Source organism: Paenibacillus sophorae (assembly GCF_018966525.1).
In the GTDB taxonomy this organism is placed as follows: Bacteria; Bacillota; Bacilli; order Paenibacillales; family Paenibacillaceae; genus Paenibacillus_AQ; species Paenibacillus_AQ sophorae.
On the sequence record NZ_CP076607.1, the window covers coordinates 2,159,375 to 2,178,827 of the forward strand.

At 51.5% G+C, this 19,453-nt stretch carries 20 protein-coding genes; 15 read left to right on the forward strand and 5 right to left on the reverse strand.

Annotation, left to right across the window (positions count from 1 at the left end; genetic code table 11):
• Positions 1-17 precede the first annotated feature (17 nt).
• Both mnmM and mnmL read right to left on the reverse strand, forming a co-directional pair.
• Complete coding sequence (gene mnmM / locus KP014_RS10280) at positions 18-617, reverse strand: tRNA 5-(aminomethyl)-2-thiouridylate-methyltransferase MnmM (RefSeq protein WP_036587769.1); 600 nt, start codon at positions 615-617, stop codon at positions 18-20.
• Positions 617-1,573 carry a tRNA modification radical SAM protein MnmL/YtqA gene (mnmL, locus tag KP014_RS10285; protein ID WP_036587771.1) on the reverse strand — a complete coding sequence of 319 codons (957 nt, stop codon included), beginning with the start codon at positions 1,571-1,573 and terminating at the stop codon, positions 617-619. The genes mnmM and mnmL overlap by 1 nt, the downstream gene beginning before the upstream one ends.
• Positions 1,574-1,895: 322 nt before the next feature.
• On the opposite strand from mnmL, the gene KP014_RS10290 reads away from it, so the two are divergent.
• Complete coding sequence (locus tag KP014_RS10290) at positions 1,896-2,078, forward strand: hypothetical protein (RefSeq protein ID WP_036587773.1); 183 nt, start codon at positions 1,896-1,898, stop codon at positions 2,076-2,078.
• 194 nt (positions 2,079-2,272) lie between these two features.
• A complete protein-coding gene (gene trmB, locus KP014_RS10295) occupies positions 2,273-3,010 on the forward strand; it encodes a tRNA (guanosine(46)-N7)-methyltransferase TrmB (protein WP_036587776.1) in 738 nt (245 codons plus the stop codon).
• 246 nt (positions 3,011-3,256) lie between these two features.
• On the opposite strand, the gene KP014_RS10300 is transcribed toward trmB, so the two are convergent.
• Entirely contained in the window at positions 3,257-3,784 is a 528-nt protein-coding gene (locus KP014_RS10300) for a phosphatase PAP2 family protein (RefSeq protein WP_036587778.1), read from the reverse strand.
• Between the two features lie 406 nt (positions 3,785-4,190).
• Here KP014_RS10300 and KP014_RS10305 point away from each other — a divergent pair, with 406 nt between their 5' ends.
• From KP014_RS10305 to rplT, 4 genes are all read left to right on the forward strand, one after another.
• Positions 4,191-5,429, forward strand: coding sequence for a glycosyltransferase family 2 protein (locus tag KP014_RS10305; protein WP_036587780.1), 1,239 nt, complete (start codon positions 4,191-4,193; stop codon positions 5,427-5,429).
• A 300-nt stretch (positions 5,430-5,729) separates the two neighbouring features.
• Positions 5,730-6,227 carry a translation initiation factor IF-3 gene (gene infC, locus KP014_RS10310; protein ID WP_036587783.1) on the forward strand — a complete coding sequence of 166 codons (498 nt, stop codon included), beginning with the start codon at positions 5,730-5,732 and terminating at the stop codon, positions 6,225-6,227.
• 31 nt (positions 6,228-6,258) lie between these two features.
• Positions 6,259-6,459 carry a 50S ribosomal protein L35 gene (rpmI, locus tag KP014_RS10315; RefSeq protein WP_025692214.1) on the forward strand — a complete coding sequence of 67 codons (201 nt, stop codon included), beginning with the start codon at positions 6,259-6,261 and terminating at the stop codon, positions 6,457-6,459.
• A gap of 34 nt (positions 6,460-6,493) precedes the next feature.
• The gene (gene rplT, locus KP014_RS10320; RefSeq protein WP_025333812.1) at positions 6,494-6,853 is read left to right on the forward strand and encodes a 50S ribosomal protein L20; all 360 of its coding nucleotides are present in this window, start codon (positions 6,494-6,496) and stop codon (positions 6,851-6,853) included.
• Between the two features lie 90 nt (positions 6,854-6,943).
• Here the strand turns inward: rplT and KP014_RS10325 are convergent, their stop codons facing one another.
• Positions 6,944-7,486, reverse strand: a complete 543-nt coding sequence (locus KP014_RS10325) for an acyl-CoA thioesterase (protein ID WP_425517267.1) — start codon at positions 7,484-7,486, stop codon at positions 6,944-6,946.
• 314 nt (positions 7,487-7,800) lie between these two features.
• Between KP014_RS10325 and KP014_RS10330 the strand changes: the two genes are divergently transcribed.
• From KP014_RS10330 to KP014_RS10350, 5 genes are all read left to right on the forward strand, one after another.
• The gene (locus tag KP014_RS10330; RefSeq protein WP_036587795.1) at positions 7,801-8,877 is read left to right on the forward strand and encodes a BMP family lipoprotein; all 1,077 of its coding nucleotides are present in this window, start codon (positions 7,801-7,803) and stop codon (positions 8,875-8,877) included.
• Positions 8,878-9,201: 324 nt separating this feature from the next.
• The gene (locus KP014_RS10335; RefSeq protein ID WP_036587798.1) at positions 9,202-10,740 is read left to right on the forward strand and encodes an ABC transporter ATP-binding protein; all 1,539 of its coding nucleotides are present in this window, start codon (positions 9,202-9,204) and stop codon (positions 10,738-10,740) included.
• Complete coding sequence (locus KP014_RS10340) at positions 10,733-11,806, forward strand: ABC transporter permease (protein WP_036587800.1); 1,074 nt, start codon at positions 10,733-10,735, stop codon at positions 11,804-11,806. The genes KP014_RS10335 and KP014_RS10340 overlap by 8 nt, the downstream gene beginning before the upstream one ends.
• Positions 11,807-12,763, forward strand: coding sequence for an ABC transporter permease (locus KP014_RS10345; RefSeq protein WP_036587803.1), 957 nt, complete (start codon positions 11,807-11,809; stop codon positions 12,761-12,763).
• A gap of 216 nt (positions 12,764-12,979) precedes the next feature.
• The gene (locus KP014_RS10350) at positions 12,980-13,309 is read left to right on the forward strand and encodes a hypothetical protein (protein WP_036587806.1); all 330 of its coding nucleotides are present in this window, start codon (positions 12,980-12,982) and stop codon (positions 13,307-13,309) included.
• A gap of 8 nt (positions 13,310-13,317) precedes the next feature.
• On the opposite strand, the gene KP014_RS10355 is transcribed toward KP014_RS10350, so the two are convergent.
• Positions 13,318-13,776 (reverse strand): GNAT family N-acetyltransferase, encoded by a 459-nt coding sequence (locus tag KP014_RS10355; protein WP_036587809.1) that lies wholly within the window; start codon positions 13,774-13,776, stop codon positions 13,318-13,320.
• A 587-nt stretch (positions 13,777-14,363) separates the two neighbouring features.
• Between KP014_RS10355 and ilvB the strand changes: the two genes are divergently transcribed.
• The 4 genes from ilvB (at position 14,364) to KP014_RS10375 (ending at position 19,417) form a co-directional block, all read left to right on the forward strand.
• Positions 14,364-16,106: a biosynthetic-type acetolactate synthase large subunit gene (ilvB, locus tag KP014_RS10360; RefSeq protein WP_036587812.1), complete on the forward strand. Its 1,743-nt coding sequence runs from the start codon at positions 14,364-14,366 to the stop codon at positions 16,104-16,106.
• A 2-nt stretch (positions 16,107-16,108) separates the two neighbouring features.
• Positions 16,109-16,594 carry an acetolactate synthase small subunit gene (ilvN, locus tag KP014_RS10365; RefSeq protein WP_036587815.1) on the forward strand — a complete coding sequence of 162 codons (486 nt, stop codon included), beginning with the start codon at positions 16,109-16,111 and terminating at the stop codon, positions 16,592-16,594.
• Between the two features lie 167 nt (positions 16,595-16,761).
• A complete protein-coding gene (gene ilvC, locus KP014_RS10370; protein ID WP_036587818.1) occupies positions 16,762-17,754 on the forward strand; it encodes a ketol-acid reductoisomerase in 993 nt (330 codons plus the stop codon).
• A gap of 121 nt (positions 17,755-17,875) precedes the next feature.
• Positions 17,876-19,417, forward strand: a complete 1,542-nt coding sequence (locus KP014_RS10375) for a 2-isopropylmalate synthase (RefSeq protein WP_036587821.1) — start codon at positions 17,876-17,878, stop codon at positions 19,415-19,417.
• Positions 19,418-19,453: the final 36 nt, after the last annotated feature.

Sequence of the window (19,453 nt, forward strand, 5' to 3'; positions counted from 1 at the left end):
AATCAGATTTAGTTATCTTAACCTTTCTTTTTCTCAAGCGCGATAACATAGGGAGCCGTTCTGCGTTGAAGCTGGCGGTACACGATGGCACTGGCCGTTTGCTGCGGAACGGCGGACGCCCAGGCTTCAACCGCTTCCGCTTCCAGCCCGCCACCGGGATGTCCGGGGTACAGGACCGCTGTTACAATCCCTCCGGGCCGGAGAAGTTCAAGGGAGACCCCGAGCGCGGCAACCGAACTGTCCGGCAAAGTAATCACGCTCTTGTCCGCGTCGTCCGATGGGAGATAGCCGAAGTTGAACATGATCGCCCCGACGCTGCCGCGCCACGAAGGGGGCAGTACGTCAGCCATCTCGGCATGGCTCTTCAATAGAAGAGTCGAAGGAGCAAGGGCGTCCCCTCCTTCGTCCTCCCTGGCGCGGCGCAGGCGCTCCCCGGCAAGCGTCAAAGCCTCGGGCTGAATGTCGAAGCCGTAGACCTCGCCTTTTGGCCCCGCCTTCTTTGCAAGGAACAAGGTGTCCGCGCCGGTTCCCACCGTGGCATCCACGGCGCGCTCGCCCGGGGAAAGGCGCTCTTCTACCATTTTATGGGCGAAGCTCAGCACGGATAGAAAGCCCATCAGCGTTTTCTCCAATACTTGCCCTGCCAGGTATCTCTGCGCTTCAGCTCGTCGTCGATCGCATTGAGCACTTCCCATTTCTTAAGGCTCCACATCGGACCGATCAGCAGATCGCGGGGGGCGTCCCCGGTCAGACGGTGTACGATCATTTCCGGAGGCAGCATTTCCAATGAATCGGCGATGAGCTTTACATATTCATCCTGCTCCAGAAAACGAAGCAGTCCGGCTTCATACTGCTTAACCATCGGCGTCTTCCGCATCAGGTGCAGAAGATGGATTTTGATCCCCTGCACATCCATCTGCGATACGGCTGACACCGTCTCCAGCATCATTTCGTGCGTTTCCTGCGGAAGACCGTGAATAATGTGCGTGCAGACCCGGATGCCCCGGCTGCGCAGCTTTTCGACAGCCTCGCGATAGCACTCCGTATCATGCGCCCGGTTAATGAGGTGTGAGGTGGACTCGTGAATCGTCTGCAAGCCCATTTCAATCCATAGATAAGTACGTTCGTTCAATTCCGCCAGATAATCGACAACATCATCCGGAAGGCAGTCGGGACGGGTGGCGATGGACAATCCGACAACGCCTGGCTGTTCCAGAATGACCTCGTAGTACTCCCGCAGCTCTTCAACCGGCGCATACGTATTAGTATATGCCTGGAAATAACCGATGTACTTGGCGTTCGGCCATTTCAGATGCTGGCGGTCGCGGACGCTTCCGAACTGGGTGACCAGATCGTCGCGTCGGCTTCCGGCGTAATCGCCCGAGCCGCGTGCGCTGCAGAAGGTGCAGCCTCCTTTGGCAATTGAGCCGTCGCGGTTGGGACAGGTGAAGCCGGCGTCCAGCATGACTTTGAACACTTTATCGCCAAACTGTTCGCGCATTTCGTAGTTCCAGGTATGAAATCGTTTATCTCCCCACAGCGAGGCTGTGGAAGGGGCTTCTAGTATAGTCATGGATGTCTCCTTTAATTGCAAGTAATGATTTACCCGAATCCATTGTATCAAAAAAAGGGAGCGAGCGTAACAGGACATGGCGCTCAGGCAATCTGACCAAAACATCGGCGGATTCACAGGGTTGTAATCGCTTCGCCGCATGCTAATGATAACTCATACTTATTTTAAAAATGGGTCTTCAGCAGGAGGAAATTCACTTGAAATTACTTACACATCATGTTATATTTTGAGTGTAAAAATGATTATCGTCATCAGTATGAAAGAAGGAATTCATAATCCCCTGTCGCCGTGGTCCATACAATTAACCGTGAGGTGATCGAACATGAATTCTCAAGCCGTATATCCTGAAGGCAGAGGTCCAATCGATGTCCAACTGACTCCTGACGAGGCTCTTGCGCTCACAGGAGTGGAATTTAAAGGCAATCGGAAGATCAAGACGGAAGCGCAGCGCAAAATTCGCAATGCTTTCGAGAAGACATTTGATTTTAGTTCAGAAGCAAGATAGACTATGAATTGTTGAAATTAGGGACCCCAATTCCAAATACAACACGGAAGGAATTTCCTTGAGTTTCGCTGAGCCTAGCGGAACGGGGAAATTCCTTTCTCTTTTCTGTTTTGCATCTTTACTTTTCGGAGCAAGTTAGTCACAATATTGCAGTAATCATGATCGTAACTTGTCGATAAGTGAAAGGAGTAAACATGCGTTTACGCGGAAGAAAAGGAATACGTGAAAGTCTCGTGCAGCAGGCCGATTTGGTCGTGCTCGATCCTCGCAAACATAAAGGACAATGGTCCGCGCTCTTTGGCAACGACCGCCCGATTTATGTCGAGTTCGGAATGGGGAAGGGGCAGTTTATCAGCCGGATGAGCCATAAATACCCCGAAATTAATTTTATCGGAGTGGATATGTATGACGAGCTGATCCGCCGGGCGGCGGAAAAGGCGCGGAATATATGGGAACCGGAAGGTCTGAAAACGCCGCCGAATCTGAAGCTCGCGCTGGCCAATATCGAATATGCGGAAGAAGTGTTCGCTGAGGGAGAGCTGCAGCGCATCTATCTGAACTTCAGCGACCCCTGGCCCAAAACAAAGCACGCCCGCCGCAGATTGACGCATCCCCGTTTCTTGGATAAGTATAGTGGGCTGTTAGACGGTTTGGGAGAAATTCATTTGAAGACGGATTCGCGCAGTCTGTTTGAATTTTCCTTGAACGCCTTTGCCGACTTCGGTCTGCAGATGTCGAATATTTCACTCGATCTTCATGCGGGAGGGATCAATGAAGAGCACGTCATGACCGAATACGAAACGAAATTTGTCGGCCAGGGCGTTCAGATCCACCGCTGCGAGGCGATTGTCGGAGCGGAAGCGCTGAAACGCAATCAAGCCTCTCGTCTGGATAAGTACAGACTATTACCGGCAATGCCGCAGGTCGAATAATCAAGGCATCCGCCGAGCAGATAGTATTCCTATAACAAAAAGAGGGTCCTTTGGCTTAGGCCGGCAGGACCCTCTTTTTGTTGCTCCAACATTTCAAAGATGCTTCGAGTTGCTTTGCAGGCTGCTGAACAATATTTTTCATACGGGTATAAAAAAGCCGGTACAGGGCAAGCGTGGTAAGGCGGTTAATGATTTCCGGCGATGTTCACCTGCCCCCGTTTGGTCATAGGTCCTGAGTTATGGGCTTTAACTCCATAATGCAACCGTACCGGCCGCAACCGCGCTGCCGATCAGTGCGCCTGCCGCCACATCGGAAGGATAATGGAGTCCAAGATAGATCCGCGAGAATCCAACCGATAAGGCAAGCGGCAGCAGCACGAAACCCAGGACGGGGAAAGCCGCTACATAAGGCACTGTGGAAGCGAAGATTGCCGTCGTATGCCCAGAAGGAAACGAATGGTCCTTGAGCGGATTGCGGAACGTATTCGTTCCGGGCAGGGCCAGATAAGGGCGGACCCTGGGATACATTCTTTTGGCGACGGCCACGGGTAGGTGGCTGACAGCCAGGGCGATCAGAGCCTGCTGGGCGGGCAGCCTCAGCGTATGAGGGGCAAGCACCCATACCAGAAGACTGATCCCGATGCTGGCGGTCGCTCCGCCCAGATGAGTCAGATAGAAAAGCCAGAAATTCAGATAACGGTTGTGCAGCCGTCCGTTGATCCAGTGAAACAGACGCTGCTCTGCAGTAAGCAGTTTTAACATTTTAGTTCTCATAGTGGTCCCCCCGCTAATAACGGCCGCCGGATTAACGGCGTTAATTAGGATAACCCGCTTTAGCCTGTACAACTATCTTCATCATACTTTTTTGCACGAACCGATTTCAAGAAAAAGGTCGATATTGCACGAAAAATGACAGTTTTGACTTGGATGCCTTTAAGCCGTACAATGGTTCAAGCGGACTTCCCACGTTTATATGGTAACAGAGAAAATAATGCGTTTTGTAAAATCCGGAACGCAAGCAGAAACTCCATATGGACGGCATATATAACAAAGAGCGGGACCCGCTGAGGACAAAGGTATGTTCCATGTCTGTCGTTTAGAATTGCAACAAAAGGGTCATTTATTACGTTCAAAGGTCAGAGAAAAAGAACCTGACAGAAAAAGGGGGCATCGAAGGATCATGACAGATGCAATTTTTGTGACGCTCCAAGTGGTCTTGGCGCTAATTGCGGTTTATCAGTTTGGCTTCTCGTTGTTCGGACTGCACAAGAAGAAGAAGAAAAAGCTTTTCCCGCCGGAAAAATCATTTGCCGTGCTCGTAGCCGCGCATAACGAAGAACAAGTGGTCGGGGCGCTTATGGAAAACCTGAAGCAGCTGAATTATCCGAAGGAACTATACGACGTATTCGTCATCTGCGATAACTGTACGGACGGAACGGCCCGCATTGTCCGGGAGCATGGCATGACTGCCTGCGTCCGCACCAACAATAATTTGAGAGGCAAAGGCTACGCAATCGAGTGGATGCTGGGGAAACTTTGGGACATGCCGCGCCAGTACGACGCCGTTGTGATGTTCGATGCCGATAATCTGGCCCATACCGACTTCCTGATGGAGATGAACAATGATCTCTGTTCCGGCGCAAAAGTCATTCAGGGCTACATCGACACGAAGAATCCGGAGGATTCCTGGATTACCGCAGCCTATGGCATCTCTTACTGGTATATTAACCGTTTGTGGCAGCTGTCGCGTCACAATTTGGGTATGGCCAACTTCCTTGGCGGAACGGGCATGTGCTTCGAAACGAATCTGCTAAAGGAAATGGGCTGGGGAGCAACCAGTCTTGTAGAGGACCTGGAGTTCACCATGCGCAGCGCGTCGAAGGGCGTATATCCGGAGTTCAACTACGACGCCAAAGTGTTTGACGAGAAGCCGCTTACGTTCAAGGCCTCGTCCAGACAGAGGCTTCGCTGGATGCAAGGACATTTTACCGTCGCCCGCCGTTATTTCTTCCCTCTGCTGTGGCAGAGTATTAAAGAACGAAGCTTGACCAAGTTTGACCTGGCCCTATACGGCGTCAACGTCTATATTGTCCTGCTCACGTTCCTCATGACCGCGGTGATGTGGATCGACAGTTCGCTGCTGGGTGGTCCGCATATCGCCAACCTGTACGGCTACCTGCCTTTATGGCTAAGCTATGTCGCCATAGCCGCCAATGTGTTTACCTTTTTCGTATCGATGATTCTTGAAAAGGTAACGTTCAAAAAGGTGTATGCCTATATGCTGCTGTTCCCGATTTACCTGATTTCATGGTATCCGATTACGTTCTACGCATTCTTTACGCAAAACAACAAACAATGGAGCCATACGAAGCATACCCGCGTCGTGCGTCTGGAGGAAGTTCAAAGCAAGCAGGGTTAGAGCAACGTAACTGTATTTGCATAACGTTTGAGAAAATGGTTGACATTACTAAACCGGATAGTGTAAACTATTCAAGTGCGCTAAATTAATTAGAGATTGCAAGCAGAAGCACCGGCTTCTCACCTGATCGGCTAACAGCCGGCTGGTTTTGATCTCAATGCTTTATGAATGCTGTTCGTTCATGAACGTTGATCAAACGGGTTGTCGGTAATTTCCGGCGCCCGTTTTTTAATTGGGTAGAAGCTGTTATATCTATTAGCCAATCAGATCCGGAGGTGGAGAATTATCAGTAAGGACCATATGATCAATGATGAGATTCGGGCGAGAGAAGTTCGTTTGGTTGGTGCGGAGGGAGAACAAATCGGGATTAAACCGATCCGCGAAGCGTTGCAAATGGCAATCGATCTTAATCTGGATTTAGTCAATGTAGCGCCGCAGGCGAAGCCGCCGGTATGCCGCATCATGGATTACGGCAAGTTCCGTTACGAGCAGCAGAAGAAAGAGAAGGAAGCCCGTAAGAATCAGAAGATCGTGGACATCAAGGAAGTTTGGTTCCGTGCCAACATTGAAGAACATGACTATCAGACCAAGTTCCGTAATGTGGTCAAGTTTCTGAATGAAGGCGACAAGGTAAAATGCTCCGTCCGCTTCCGCGGACGCGAAATTACCCATGCGAATATCGGTCAGAAAATTCTGGAGCGCGTCAAATTGGAAGTGGCCGAGATTTCCGTTGTGGAGCGCCAGCCTAAGCTGGAAGGCCGCAGCATGATTATGATTTTGGCACCCAAACCATCTTAACAAGCAGCATAACTATTGAGGAGGAAACACAATGCCTAAAATGAAAACTCACAGCAGCCTGAAAGGCCGCTTCAAAATTACCGGAACAGGTAAAGTAACGCGCTACAAAGCGTACAAAAACCATCTGCTGTCCCACAAGTCCAAGCGCGCTAAGCGGGTTCTGGGAACCAACCCTGAAATGGCTCCCGGCGACGTAAGACGTCTGAAGCAAGGCCTGGCTAACTTGAAATAGTTTTTATTACACAATTTTTGGGAGGTTTATTAATATGGCAAGAGTTAAAGGCGGCTTCGTCGTTCGTCGTAAACATAAAAAGGTACTGAAACTGGCAAAAGGCTACTTCGGTTCCAAGCACCGCATTTTCAAAACCGCTAAAGAACAAGTAATGAAATCGCTGGTTTACGCTTACCGCGACCGTCGTCAAACCAAACGCAACTTCCGCAGACTGTGGATCGTTCGTATCAACGCTGCAGCCCGTCTGAACGGCCTGTCCTACAACAAGCTGGTACACGGCCTGAAGCTGGCCGGAGTGGACATCAACCGCAAAATGCTGGCTGACCTGGCTGTAAATGATCTGAACGCATTCAACTCGCTGGCTACCGTAGCTAAAGAGAAGATCAACGCGTAAGCAACTGCCTGTTATATGAAAAGCACCGCCTCCGGGAATTTCCCGTGAAGCGGTGCTTTTTTTGTGAAAATTTTTGAAGAGTGAAGCTGTTTACTCCCAGTACTTTGTCGTTATAAGCTGGCCGGCCAGCTTCTTGCTGGCGGCGCGTCTGACTTTACGCTGCTCCGACCGTTCCTCCGCCAAATCGCTGACCAGCTTCTCTTCATCCGTCTCGGGGATAACACCCGGTACAGGGGCCGGTTTACCGTCAGGCCCGATGGCCACAAAGGTGAGGAAGGAAGTGGCCGCCACGGTGCGCTCACCTGAATATAAATTTTCGGCTATGACCTTAACGAATACCTCTATGCTGGTGCGGCCGGTCCAGGACACAAAGGATTCGAAGCAGAATGAATCGGTGGGCCGGATCGGGGACAGAAAGTCGACGGAGTCAGTGGAGGCGGTAACGACACTGCATCGGCAGTGTCGCATCGCGGAGATAGAGGCGACTTCATCTATGTTACTCATCAGCTTGCCGCCGAACAGGGTCTGGTGGTTGTTAATATCGTTCGGGAAGACCCGTCCTGTTTTGAATACACGTGATTCTCGGCAGTATTTCGAAGCTGGAGCTGCTGGCTGGGATGATTCACTCATCATGATTGGCTTCCTTTCCTTGGCATGATAGGCATATATAATAATGGAGTTCCCTTTATTTTGCAATACTATTATTAGGTGCTTATGACGGAGAAATTGGATATTCCATACAATATAACATCAATATGATATAAAAATTGACATAGGAGGTTAAAGTAAACGCTTGATTTAAGGGAAAAGCAAATTTTTATTAACCGCAGGTCATTAATTTACTGGATTTTACCGTTTTTACCCGTTATAATTTGATTCAATGGCATGTCCAAGGTCCAAATGAGAATACAGAAGACATCCAATTTCTTTAAGGGGGATCACAATCAATGAAAAAAATTTACCAGCTGTCTCTTGTTATGCTGCTTGCTTTCACGGTCATTCTGGCTGGCTGCGGAAGCGACAATAACAACGCGTCCGGAAACGCAGGCACTAATGCAAGCGCCAATACTGAAACCAACACGGGCTCCAGTGAAGCTACTACGGATAACTCCAACATCAAAATCGGTATGGTTACCGACGTTGGCGGCGTAAACGACAAATCGTTTAACCAATCCGCTTGGGAAGCCCTTCAAGCCCTTGAGAAAGAAAGTGGTGTGAAGGTTCAATATCTGCAAAGTAATTCCAATGCGGACTATGAGCCGAACCTGAACCAATTTGTTAAAGACGGTTATGCTCTGACTTGGGGCATTGGCTTTGACATGGGTGACTCCATTAAAAAAGTTGCGGGCGAGAATCCTGACGCCAAGCTGGCCATCATCGACAATGTAGTGGATGCTCCTAACGTTGAGTCCGTTACCTTCTCCGAGAACGAAGGATCGTTCCTGGTCGGTGTTGTTGCAGGTCTGACTACTAAGACGAATAAAGTTGGCTTTATCGGCGGTATGGAAAGCCCGGTAATCAAACGCTTTGAAGCGGGCTTCAAAGCGGGTGTTACGGCGGTTAATCCGGGCGCAAAAGTAACGGTTACTTATGCCGGTGCTTATAACAAGCCTGATATCGGTAAATCGTTGGCGGCTACATTGTATGACGCAGGCAACGACATCATCTTCCCGGCTGCAGGAGCAACAGGCAACGGTGTGTTCAACGAAGCCAAATCCCGCAATAAAGCAGGCGGCGCCAAAGTATGGGTTATCGGCGTAGATAAGGACCAATCGATCGAATTTGGCGACGACGTAACACTGACTTCTATGGTTAAACGTGTTGACGAAGCGGTTAGAGTCGTTTCCAAGCAAGTCATCGACGGTACTTTCAAAGGCGGCACAACTACCGTGCTCGGCTTGAAAGACAACGGTGTAGGTCTGCCGGAAACTTCCAAAGCCAACGTGAGCGCCGATATCCTGGCTAAAGTGGACGATTACAAACAACAAATCATCGACGGAAAGATTACAGTTCCTGCCGAATAACTTTTTCCCTCAATTGAATAAGATCGGAAGAAGATACCAAGGCCGGTTATTTAGCTGGCCTTGTTCTTAGTTAGAGAGTAGAATTAGGAAGACTGGCTTGGCCGATTTCAGGACGATTACATTTATCTACTAGGTTAATCCGGCTTGGTTACCGCCCCCAGAAAAGGGCGGTACAGCCATGTCTGCCATGTCTAGGGATATTCGGAGGTTCAGAACTCCATCCATTATCTTTTTATCCCGCTAGAGTTCCGAGGACGACCCCCGCTTTGGGCCAAGGACATTAGCGGCAACGCTGTAATATATTCCTGTAATGAGGGTGATTCCATGAGTGCTGCGGCTCCTGTCGTAGAGTTGAAGCAAATCACAAAACGCTTTCCCGGTATTATCGCCAATGACTCCATCAGCCTGACGCTGGAGAAAGGCGAGATCCATGCGCTGCTAGGTGAGAATGGAGCAGGTAAGTCTACACTAATGAATATCGTATTTGGACTGTATCAGCCCGATGAGGGCAGTATTGAAATCGGCGGGAAGCCGGTTATAATCGATAGCCCGAATAAAGCCATTGAGCTTGGCATCGGTATGGTGCACCAGCATTTCAAGCTTGTAGAGCCTTTTACAGTGACCGAGAATATTATTCTTGGAACAGAACCGAAGAAAGGTCTTAAAATCGACTATAAATCCGCAGCGGAGCAGGTTCGCAAGCTGTCGGAGCTGTACGGTCTTCAAGTTAATCCGCATGCCAAAATCCATGATATTTCGGTAGGGATGCAGCAGCGTGTGGAAATTATGAAAACCTTGTACCGCGGTGCGGATATTCTTATATTTGACGAACCCACCGCCGTACTTACCCCTCAGGAAATCAATGAGCTCATGGCGATTATGAAACGCCTGGTCGCCGAGGGCAAATCCATAATTCTGATTACCCATAAGCTAAAAGAAATAATGACCATATCGGACAGGGTAACGATCATCCGCCGTGGCAAGGTTATCGACACGGTCCAAACTTCTGAGACCAATCCGAGCGATTTGGCAGAGAAAATGGTCGGCCGAGGCGTTACGTTTAAAGTGGACAAGCAGACTCCGAACATCGGGAAGACGGTGCTGAAGCTAGACGGAGTTAACAGCAAGAATAAGGAAGGCATACCTGTATTGAATAATCTCAGCTTTGAAGTCAAGGCTGGGGAAATTCTGGGCATAGCCGGCGTTGACGGAAACGGACAGAGCGAGCTGATCCAGGCCATCACGGGCCTCCGCAAAATCGATTCCGGTTCGATTGCCGTGGAAGGGAAGGAAATAGCCAATCTGTCTCCGCGCAAAATTTCGGAAATGAACGTTTCGCATATTCCGGAGGACCGGCATAAGCACGGACTCGTGCTTGACTTTACTGTCAGCGAGAATATGGTGCTTGAAACCTACTACAAAAGCCCGTATAACCGGAATGGATTTATGAATAACGAAGTCATTGACAAGCATGCCGAGGAGCTGGTTAGGGCGTTCGACGTGCGTACGCCATCGATTCACAATACAGCGCGTTCTCTGTCCGGCGGCAACCAGCAAAAAGCAATTATTGCGCGGGAAATAGACAAAGAGCCGACCCTGCTGATTGCGGCACAGCCGACGCGGGGGCTTGATGTGGGCGCTATCGAGTTTGTGCAAAAGCAGCTTATCGCCCAGAGAGATCAAGGCAAGGCTGTGCTGTTAGTTTCATTCGAGCTGGACGAAATTATGAATGTGTCCGACCGAATCGCCGTTATTTACGAAGGGCAAATTGTCGGCGAGGTCTATCCTAAGGATACGAATGATCAGGAGCTTGGGCTAATGATGGCGGGCAGCTTGAAGCGGGGAGGTAAAGCGGGTGTATAAGCTTAAAAAAATATTTGCGACAGACAGCTATATTGTGCCTCTTGTCGCGATTCTGCTCGGATTTCTGGTTGGCGCGGCAGTAATGCTGATCGGCGGTTATGATCCGATCGCAGCCTATGGCGCTTTGTTCAAACGCGTATTCGGCAGCGCGTATGATTTTGGAGAAGCGATCCGCGAAATGACGCCGCTGATGCTGACCGGTCTTTCCGTGGCCTTTGCTTTCCGTTCAGGGATGTTCAACATCGGCGCGGACGGACAGGTGCTGATCGGAATGACCGCAGCCTCAGTTATCGGAATCAAGCTGGCTGGACTTCCCGCATTTTTATTGGTGCCGCTGGCAGTGATCGGAGCGGGTCTGTTCGGCGGAATGTGGGCCGGAATAGCAGGTTATCTGAAGGCCAAGCGGGGCATTAACGAGGTTATTACGACCATTATGTTAAATTGGGTTGCCCTGTACCTTGCGAACTATATCGTAAGAACGTTCCTCCTGATTCCGGGGCAGAACCGCTCAGAGGATATTCCTGCGTCGATGTCGCTCACTTTTTTGAACTCCATCTTTGACAACGCCCGTCTGCATTGGGGGACTGTTATCGCGCTTGCGGCGGCGGTGTTCTTTTACATCTACTTGTGGAAAACGAAGCAGGGCTTCGAAATGCGCGCTGTAGGCCTGAATTCCCATGCTGCGGAATATGCTGGCATGAATGTCAGACGCAATGTAATGAAGTCAATGTTCATCGCGGGAGTGTTTGCCGGACTCGCCGGAGCGGGCGAGGTGCTTGGAGTATTCCACTACCAGTCTGTACTCGCGGCTTCACCGGGCTATGGGTTTGACGGGATTGCCGTTGCGCTGCTGGGGCTTACTCATCCATTCGGGGTCATTCTGGCCGCGATCCTGTACGGCATGCTGACCTACGGTTCTGCAGGCATGAGCTTCAACGCAGATGTCCCTCCGGAACTGATCCGCATCGTGATCGGCTCGATCATATTCTTTATCGCGGCACAGGGGATTGTCCGCTGGGTGCTTAAGCCGTTTTACTTCAAGCGCAAGAAAGAGAAGGTGTTATAGATGGATTTGCTGACACTGGGCCAAATGCTCAATACAACGCTAGTATTTTCCACAGCGCTCATTTTTGCCGCCCTTGGGGGCATCTTCTCCGAACGCTCGGGCGTGGTTAACATCGGGCTTGAAGGTCTGATGATGTTCGGCGCCTTTGCCGCCGCCGTCGGCGGTTATTATGCGCAGGACGCCGGCTATGAAACCATGGCTCCTTGGATCGGTGTCCTCTGCGCTATGGCGGTCGGCATGCTTGGAGCGCTTATCCATGCCGTTGCTTCCATTACGTTCAAAGCGGACCAGACGATCAGCGGTACGGTAATCAACTTCCTGGCCGCAGGCAGCACGCTTTACCTGGTTAAGCTGCTGTTTGAAGGGGCGGGCGAAACTCCTCTCATTGATGGCTTTAGCAAATATCCGATTCCGGTGCTTTCCAAAATTCCGGTTATCGGACCCGGTCTGTTCAACAACTATCCAACTACGTACTTGGCGATCATACTGGTTATTGTCGTGTATTACCTTCTGTTCAAAACGCCGTTTGGTCTTCGTCTTCGGGCGGTCGGTGAGCATCCGAGCGCGGCGGATACGCTTGGCGTTAACGTCAACCGTATGCGTTATGTCGGTGTGATGCTCAGCGGAATGTTCGCAGGCATAGGCGGCGCGACGATCACGCTGACGACTACAGGCACCTTTGCCCACAACACGATTTCCGGGCAGGGCTTTATTGCGATTGCGGCTATGATTTTCGGCAAATGGAATCCGCTTGGCGCCTTTGGCGCCGCCGTGTTCTTCGGTTTTTCGCAGGCGATTCGCAACTATGTTCAGTTATTCGGCTGGTCCCAGAGTATTCCGCAGGAATTTATTTATATGATTCCGTATGTGCTGACAATCATCGTTCTCGTGAGCGCGGTGGGCCGCTCCTCGGCGCCGTCTGCGCTCGGACAGCCTTACGATCCAAGCAAACGTTAATGGAGGGTCCGCTGACGCGCCATTTCTGTTCCAACCGCATTTCCGGTTTCGGCCGGGAGTGCGGTTTTTTGTTTGGCGGAGAACTGCTTCGCCAGGCAATTCTGGATAGTCTGGGCATAGGTACAGGCAGGATGGAGCGGCTCCGAATACACTGTACTCGAAGGCGGCAATACGATCTGAGTTCCAATGAAAACACTGGAAAGTGGGAGGGATATTATGACACAACAAGTGACCAAGAAGCAGGTTATGAAGCTGGTGGGCAAAAATATCGTAGCGGTGAAAAAAGACGGAACAAAGGTTGCGGGCAAGCTGCTTCGCATTTCGGGCAATCGTCTGATCGTACAGCGTACCGGAGGCAAAAAAGTGCAAATCAAAGCCATCATACCGCTCGTGCTGTTCGACCTGCTCGCAGTAGGAACCGCTCCTTACGCCTACGGAGGATATGGCTATGGACCCTACTCGCCTTACGGTCCGGGATATGGTTACAGCCATGGGTACGGCCCTGGCGGTTATGGCGGCGGACCTTACCCTTACGGTTTTTTTTAAGAGATAACTCAAATGCCTGGCGGCAAGAAGCGCTTTTCCATCTCATAGCACATACTCTGCGGCACATACCGGATCACGATATAGTCCAGCTTCTCGTAAAAAGAGAGCCCGGCGGCATTTCCGACGTCTACAGCTACTTTGGATCGATGGCATCCGCGTGATAATGCAAACCGCTCCGCCCGGTCCATCAGCAGATTTCCCCAGCGCTTTCGTTTCGCCGAAGCGGCGACGGCCAGCATATCGATATAGAGTAAATCTCCGTGCAGCATAAAATGGACAAATCCCAGCGGGTCGCTGTCATAATCAGCGCTCGCTACAAGCGTAACTCCCTGCCCGAGCCGGCGCGGGAGTTCTTTTTTGACCTGTTCCAGCACTTTTGCGGGCAAATGGGACAAAGGCACAAGCTCGGTCTCAATTAACCGGTGAATAATCTCATCGTCCTGCTTGGGGCGGCGGTAACGGATCACGGTGCATCCCCCTTCCACACTTTGTCGTACATCATATGATAGACGGGGGGCTGGATGTTCCGCCCAGAATAAAAGAAGGACAAGACGGAGAGTTTAAAATAAGGGATTGACTAACCGTGTAAGGAATCATATAATGTGTCTAAACATTTTAACGAGCATATCGGCAATGAAGAGGACGAAGTTTTAAGGGCTCTTTTGACCAGAGAGCGGGTGGAACTGCTGAAACCACCGCCAAAACCCCTTATATACGAGCTCACCTCGGAGCTGTTTCCCTGAAAGGTCCGCCAGCCTGATCCGGTGGAATTATTAGGGGAAATCGTGTGGTCCGCGTTACGGACTTTAGGTTGCAAAGATCGGCTTTTGCCTACATCGATGGGTTTTTGCATACCTGCCAAGGCATTGCATCGCGAGATGCTATGTAAATATGGGTGGTACCACGGAAGAACAGCCTTTCGTCCCTCACGCGCTTATTCGGCGCAGAGGAGATGAAAGGCTTTTTGTTTTGTATGAAGCCGGATGAAATGGATGAACAAAAGGCGATCGTCGTTTGCATAGGAAAGTTGACATTTTGTAAGGAGGATGACTGAATGATGACGCAAATACCGGAAATGCGGTCGACAGAGGAGTTACGGGAGAAATGGAAGACGCCGGAAGTGATTTCGGGGTCGGAGATTCTGCTGCGCAGCCTGGTCCTGGAGGGCGTGGATACCGTGTTCGGATATCCCGGGGGAGCCGTCCTGTATATCTATGACGCATTATACGGATTCAATGATTTCAAGCATGTGCTGACCCGGCATGAGCAGGGCGCGATTCATGCGGCGGACGGATATGCAAGAGCAAGCGGCAAGCCGGGCGTCTGTATCGCGACTTCCGGACCAGGGGCGACCAATCTGGTCACCGGAATCGCTACAGCGTATATGGATTCCGTTCCGCTGGTGGTCATCACGGGCAACGTATTCTCAAGCCTGATCGGTACGGACGCTTTCCAGGAAGCGGACATTACCGGCATCACGATGCCAATTACCAAGCATAGCTATCTGGTGCGCAATGTGGAAGACCTGCCTAGAATCATTCATGAAGCTTTCCATATCGCATCGACGGGCCGCAAAGGGCCGGTGCTTATCGATATTCCAAAGGATGTATCCGCGGCGAAGACGCTGTTCACTCCCGTGAATAACGTAAATCTTCGGGGATACAATCCGCGCACGGTTCCGAACAAGCTGCAGCTCGACAAACTGGTGCGCGCGATTTCGGAAGCGGAGCGGCCGATCATCATTGCTGGCGGCGGGGTTATCTATTCCGGCGCGCATGAAGCGATGTACGAATTCGTCAAGCGGACGGAAATTCCGATCACGACAACGCTGCTAGGACTGGGCGCTTTCCCGAGTGGCGACGAATTGTGGGTGGGAATGCCGGGCATGCACGGCACGTACACGGCGAACAACGCCATCCAGCAGTGCGATTTGCTGATCAACATTGGAGCCCGGTTCGACGACCGCGTAACGGGTAAGCTTGACGGCTTCGCGCCAAAAGCCAAGATCGTGCATATCGACATCGACCCTGCCGAAATCGGAAAGAACATATCTCCTGACATTCCAATCGTAGGAGACGTCAAGACGGTCCTGGAGATGCTGATTCCCGAAGTTGAACGGGCTTCCAAAGCGGACGCATGGAGAACCCAGATTGCCCAGTGGAAGCTGGATAAACCGCTTCGTTACAATGATGAAGGCAAAGTGCTGAAGCCCCAGTGGGTCATTGAGCTGATCAATGAAACCACGAAAGGCGAAGCAATCGTGACGACGGACGTTGGCCAGCATCAAATGTGGGCGGCGCAGTATTACAAGTTCAATCATCCGCGTTCCTTTATTACGTCGGGCGGTCTTGGAACGATGGGCTTCGGTTTCCCTTCGGCGATCGGCGCGCAGATGGCGAACCCGGACCGGCTCGTCGTATCGATCAACGGCGACGGCGGTATGCAGATGTGTTCCCAGGAGCTGGCCATCTGTGCGATCAATAACATCCCGGTTAAGATCGTCGTTATCAACAACGAGGTGCTCGGGATGGTGCGGCAGTGGCAGAATCTCATTTATGAGAAGCGTTACAGCTATACGGATCTGGCCGGCAGCCCGAACTTTGTGAAGCTGGCGGAAGCTTACGGTGTAAAAGGAATCCGGGCGACAACGAAGGAAGAAGCAAGGGCGGCATGGCAGGAAGCTTTGGAAACGCCGGGGCCGGTATTGGTGGAATTCCTTGTTTCCAAGGACGAAAATGTCTACCCGATGGTAACCCAGGGCTCGACCATCGATCAAATGCTGATGGGGGATGAATAACGGTGGAAAGAAATACGATTTCCGTGCTGGTGAACGACCAGCCTGGTGTGCTCCAACGGGTATCGGGGCTGTTCGGACGGCGCGGGTTTAATATTGAGAGCATTACCGTTGGTCAATCCGAGGAGGCTGGACTTTCCCGGATGGTCATCGTAACCTTGGGAGATGATGACCAGCTGGAGCAGATTGAGAAGCAGCTCTATAAGCTGATCGATGTCATCAAGGTTGTTGACCTTAGCGCAAAGCCGATGGTTGCCAGAGAGTTGGCGCTGATTAAGGTCAAGGCCGATCCTTCCGAGCGGCCGGAGATTATGGGCGTGGTCGAAACGTTCCGCGCCTCCGTAGTCGACATCGGCAGCACGAGCATGCTTGTGCAGGTGGTTGGGGACACGCAGAAGATCGACGCTATGATCGAACTGCTGAAGCCTTACGGCATCAGAGAGCTGTCCCGGACCGGCGTTACGGCAATGATCCGCGGAAATGTGCAATAGGTATATTTTACAGCTTTAGCGAATTGCTGCTTTTTTGCAGTACAATATAATAATGAACGGTATGCCCGCGAAAGAGCGGGAGCTTGAGGGAAAGTGCTGCATGTACAGCCCTTCTCCTGAAGCACCCGCTCTTTAGATGGGTTCCAAATTAAAGGAGGATTTTATCAATGGCAGTAACAACGTACTATGAGCAGGATGGAGATCTGAGCGTATTAAAAGGTAAAACAATCGCGGTTATCGGTTATGGCAGCCAGGGACATGCCCAGGCGCAGAACCTGCGCGACAGCGGACTTCAAGTCATCATCGGCCTGCGCGAAGGCAAATCGTTCCAAACCGCAAAGAATGACGGTTTCGAAGTGCTGCCGGTCTCCGAAGCGGTATCCCGTGCGGACGTAGTGCAAATTCTGATGCCTGACGAAACCCAGGCGGCCGTTTACAAGAACGAAATCGAACCAAACCTGAAACAAGGCGCGGCGCTCATGTTCTCCCACGGCTTCAACGTTCATTTCGGCCAAATCGTAGCTCCGAAGGATTCGGATGTGCTGCTGGTTGCGCCTAAGTCCCCAGGACACATGGTTCGCCGCACTTATGAAGAAGGCTTTGGTGTTCCCGGCCTGATCGCGATCGAGCAGGATGCAACAGGCAGCGCGAAGGCGATCGGCCTTGCTTATGCCAAAGGTATTGGCTGTACCCGCGCAGGGGTAATCGAAACCTCCTTCCGCGAAGAGACGGAAACCGATCTGTTCGGTGAACAGGCCGTACTGTGCGGCGGCGTCACAGCTCTGATCAAAGCTGGCTTTGAAACGCTGGTTGAAGCTGGCTATGCTCCGGAAATGGCTTACTTTGAGTGCTTGCATGAAATGAAGCTGATCGTTGACCTCATCTATGAAGGAGGTATGGCAACGATGCGCGATTCCATCAGTAACACGGCGGAATACGGCGACTATGTAACTGGTCCGCGCGTTGTAACCGACGAAACGAAGAAAGCGATGAAGGCTGTGCTCAGCGATATCCAGCAGGGTAAATTTGCTCGCGATTTCATTCTCGAGAACCAATCGGGCCGTGCTTTCCTGACCGCTACACGCCGCAACGAAGCTGCTCATCCGATCGAAGTTGTTGGCGGACAACTGCGCGAAATGATGGCTTGGATCAAGAAATAAGATTGGCATAATCAGTATCAGTCTAAGGATACACATATAAACGCAAGTCTTCAGGTGCGGCTCCGCTTTACGCGGGCCGCATTTGGAGCGTTTGATGATTACTTTTAAGGAGGTGCCCGGCATGCGAAAAATTTATATTTTCGATACAACACTGCGTGACGGAGAACAGTCCCCCGGCGTGAATCTGAATACTCAGGAGAAGCTGGAGATCGCCTATCAACTGGAAAAGCTGGGGATTGACCGTATGGAAGCGGGGTTTCCCGCGGCATCGCCGGGAGATTTGGCCGCAGTCAATGCAGTTGCCAGAGCGGTAAAGAATGTAACCGTCATTGGCCTTTCCAGATCCCGTGAAAGCGATATCGATGCCGTCAAGGAGGCGCTGCAGGGCGCGCAGGACCCTTGTATTCATCTCTTTCTCGCGACTTCCCCGATTCACCGTCAGCATAAGCTCCGGATGGATAAGGGGCAGGTTCTGGAGACGGCGCAGGCAGCCATCCGCTATGCGAAGAAGTATTTCTCCAAGCTGGAATTTTCGCTTGAGGATGCGGGACGAACCGAGCTCGACTTTATGGCCGAGGTCGTCGGCATGGCCGTTCGCGAAGGTGCGAGCGTCGTCAACATTCCGGATACGGTCGGATATTTGAATCCGTCGGAGTACGGGGCAATCTTCAAATATTTAAAAGAAAATGTTCCTGACATCGACCGCGTTCAGCTTAGCGCGCACTGCCATAACGATCTGGGAATGGCCACGGCGAATACGCTGGCGGCGATCCAGAATGGGGCGGATCAAATCGAGGGCACAATCAACGGCATCGGTGAACGCGCGGGCAATACGGCAATTGAAGAGGTTGCAATGGCGCTCGAGACGCGCAGCAATTTCTTTGGGGCGAAGACGTCGCTTGTGCTGTCCGAGATTTCGCGCACAAGCCGCCTGGTCAGCAAATTGACCGGTATGGTCGTGCCGGGGAACAAGGCGATCGTCGGCGCGAACGCTTTTGCGCATGAGTCGGGCATTCATCAGGACGGCATGCTCAAGGAGAAGACGACATACGAGATTATGACGCCGGAAACGATTGGCCTGAAGGAGAGCAAACTGGTGCTCGGCAAGCATTCCGGCCGCCATGCTTTCCGGGATAAGCTGACCGATCTGGGCTATGATCTGCCGGACGATGTACTGAATGCGGCGTTCTCCAGATTCAAGGATTTAGCGGACAGGAAGAAGGAAGTATCCGACGAGGATATTTTGGCGCTGATGGAAGAGCGGCTGGGCGTTACGCCGGAGATTTACAGCCTGCGCACCCTGTACGTCACATACGGCAATGAAGCGACGCCGACCGCCAAGTTGATTCTTAACGGCCCGCCGGAGGAGCCAATTGTTGCAGTAGCTGAGGGGAACGGCTCGGTGGATGCGATATATAACGCCATCGACCAGGCAACTCGCGAGGAAGTCAAGCTGGACGATTATTCCATCAAATCCGTCACTCAAGGCAAGGACGCCCAGGGCGAGGTGCATGTCATTTTGTCTCAGGGTATTGTCGCTGCGGCGGGGAGAGGACTCAGCACTGACATTCTGGAGGCCAGCGCCCGTGCTTATCTTGATGCGCTCAACAAGCTGATTGAGAAGCGCAAGACGTATACAAAGCGCGAGAACGCTCACTTATAGGAAGCGACGCTCGCAGCTTTTAGACCATGAGAACGG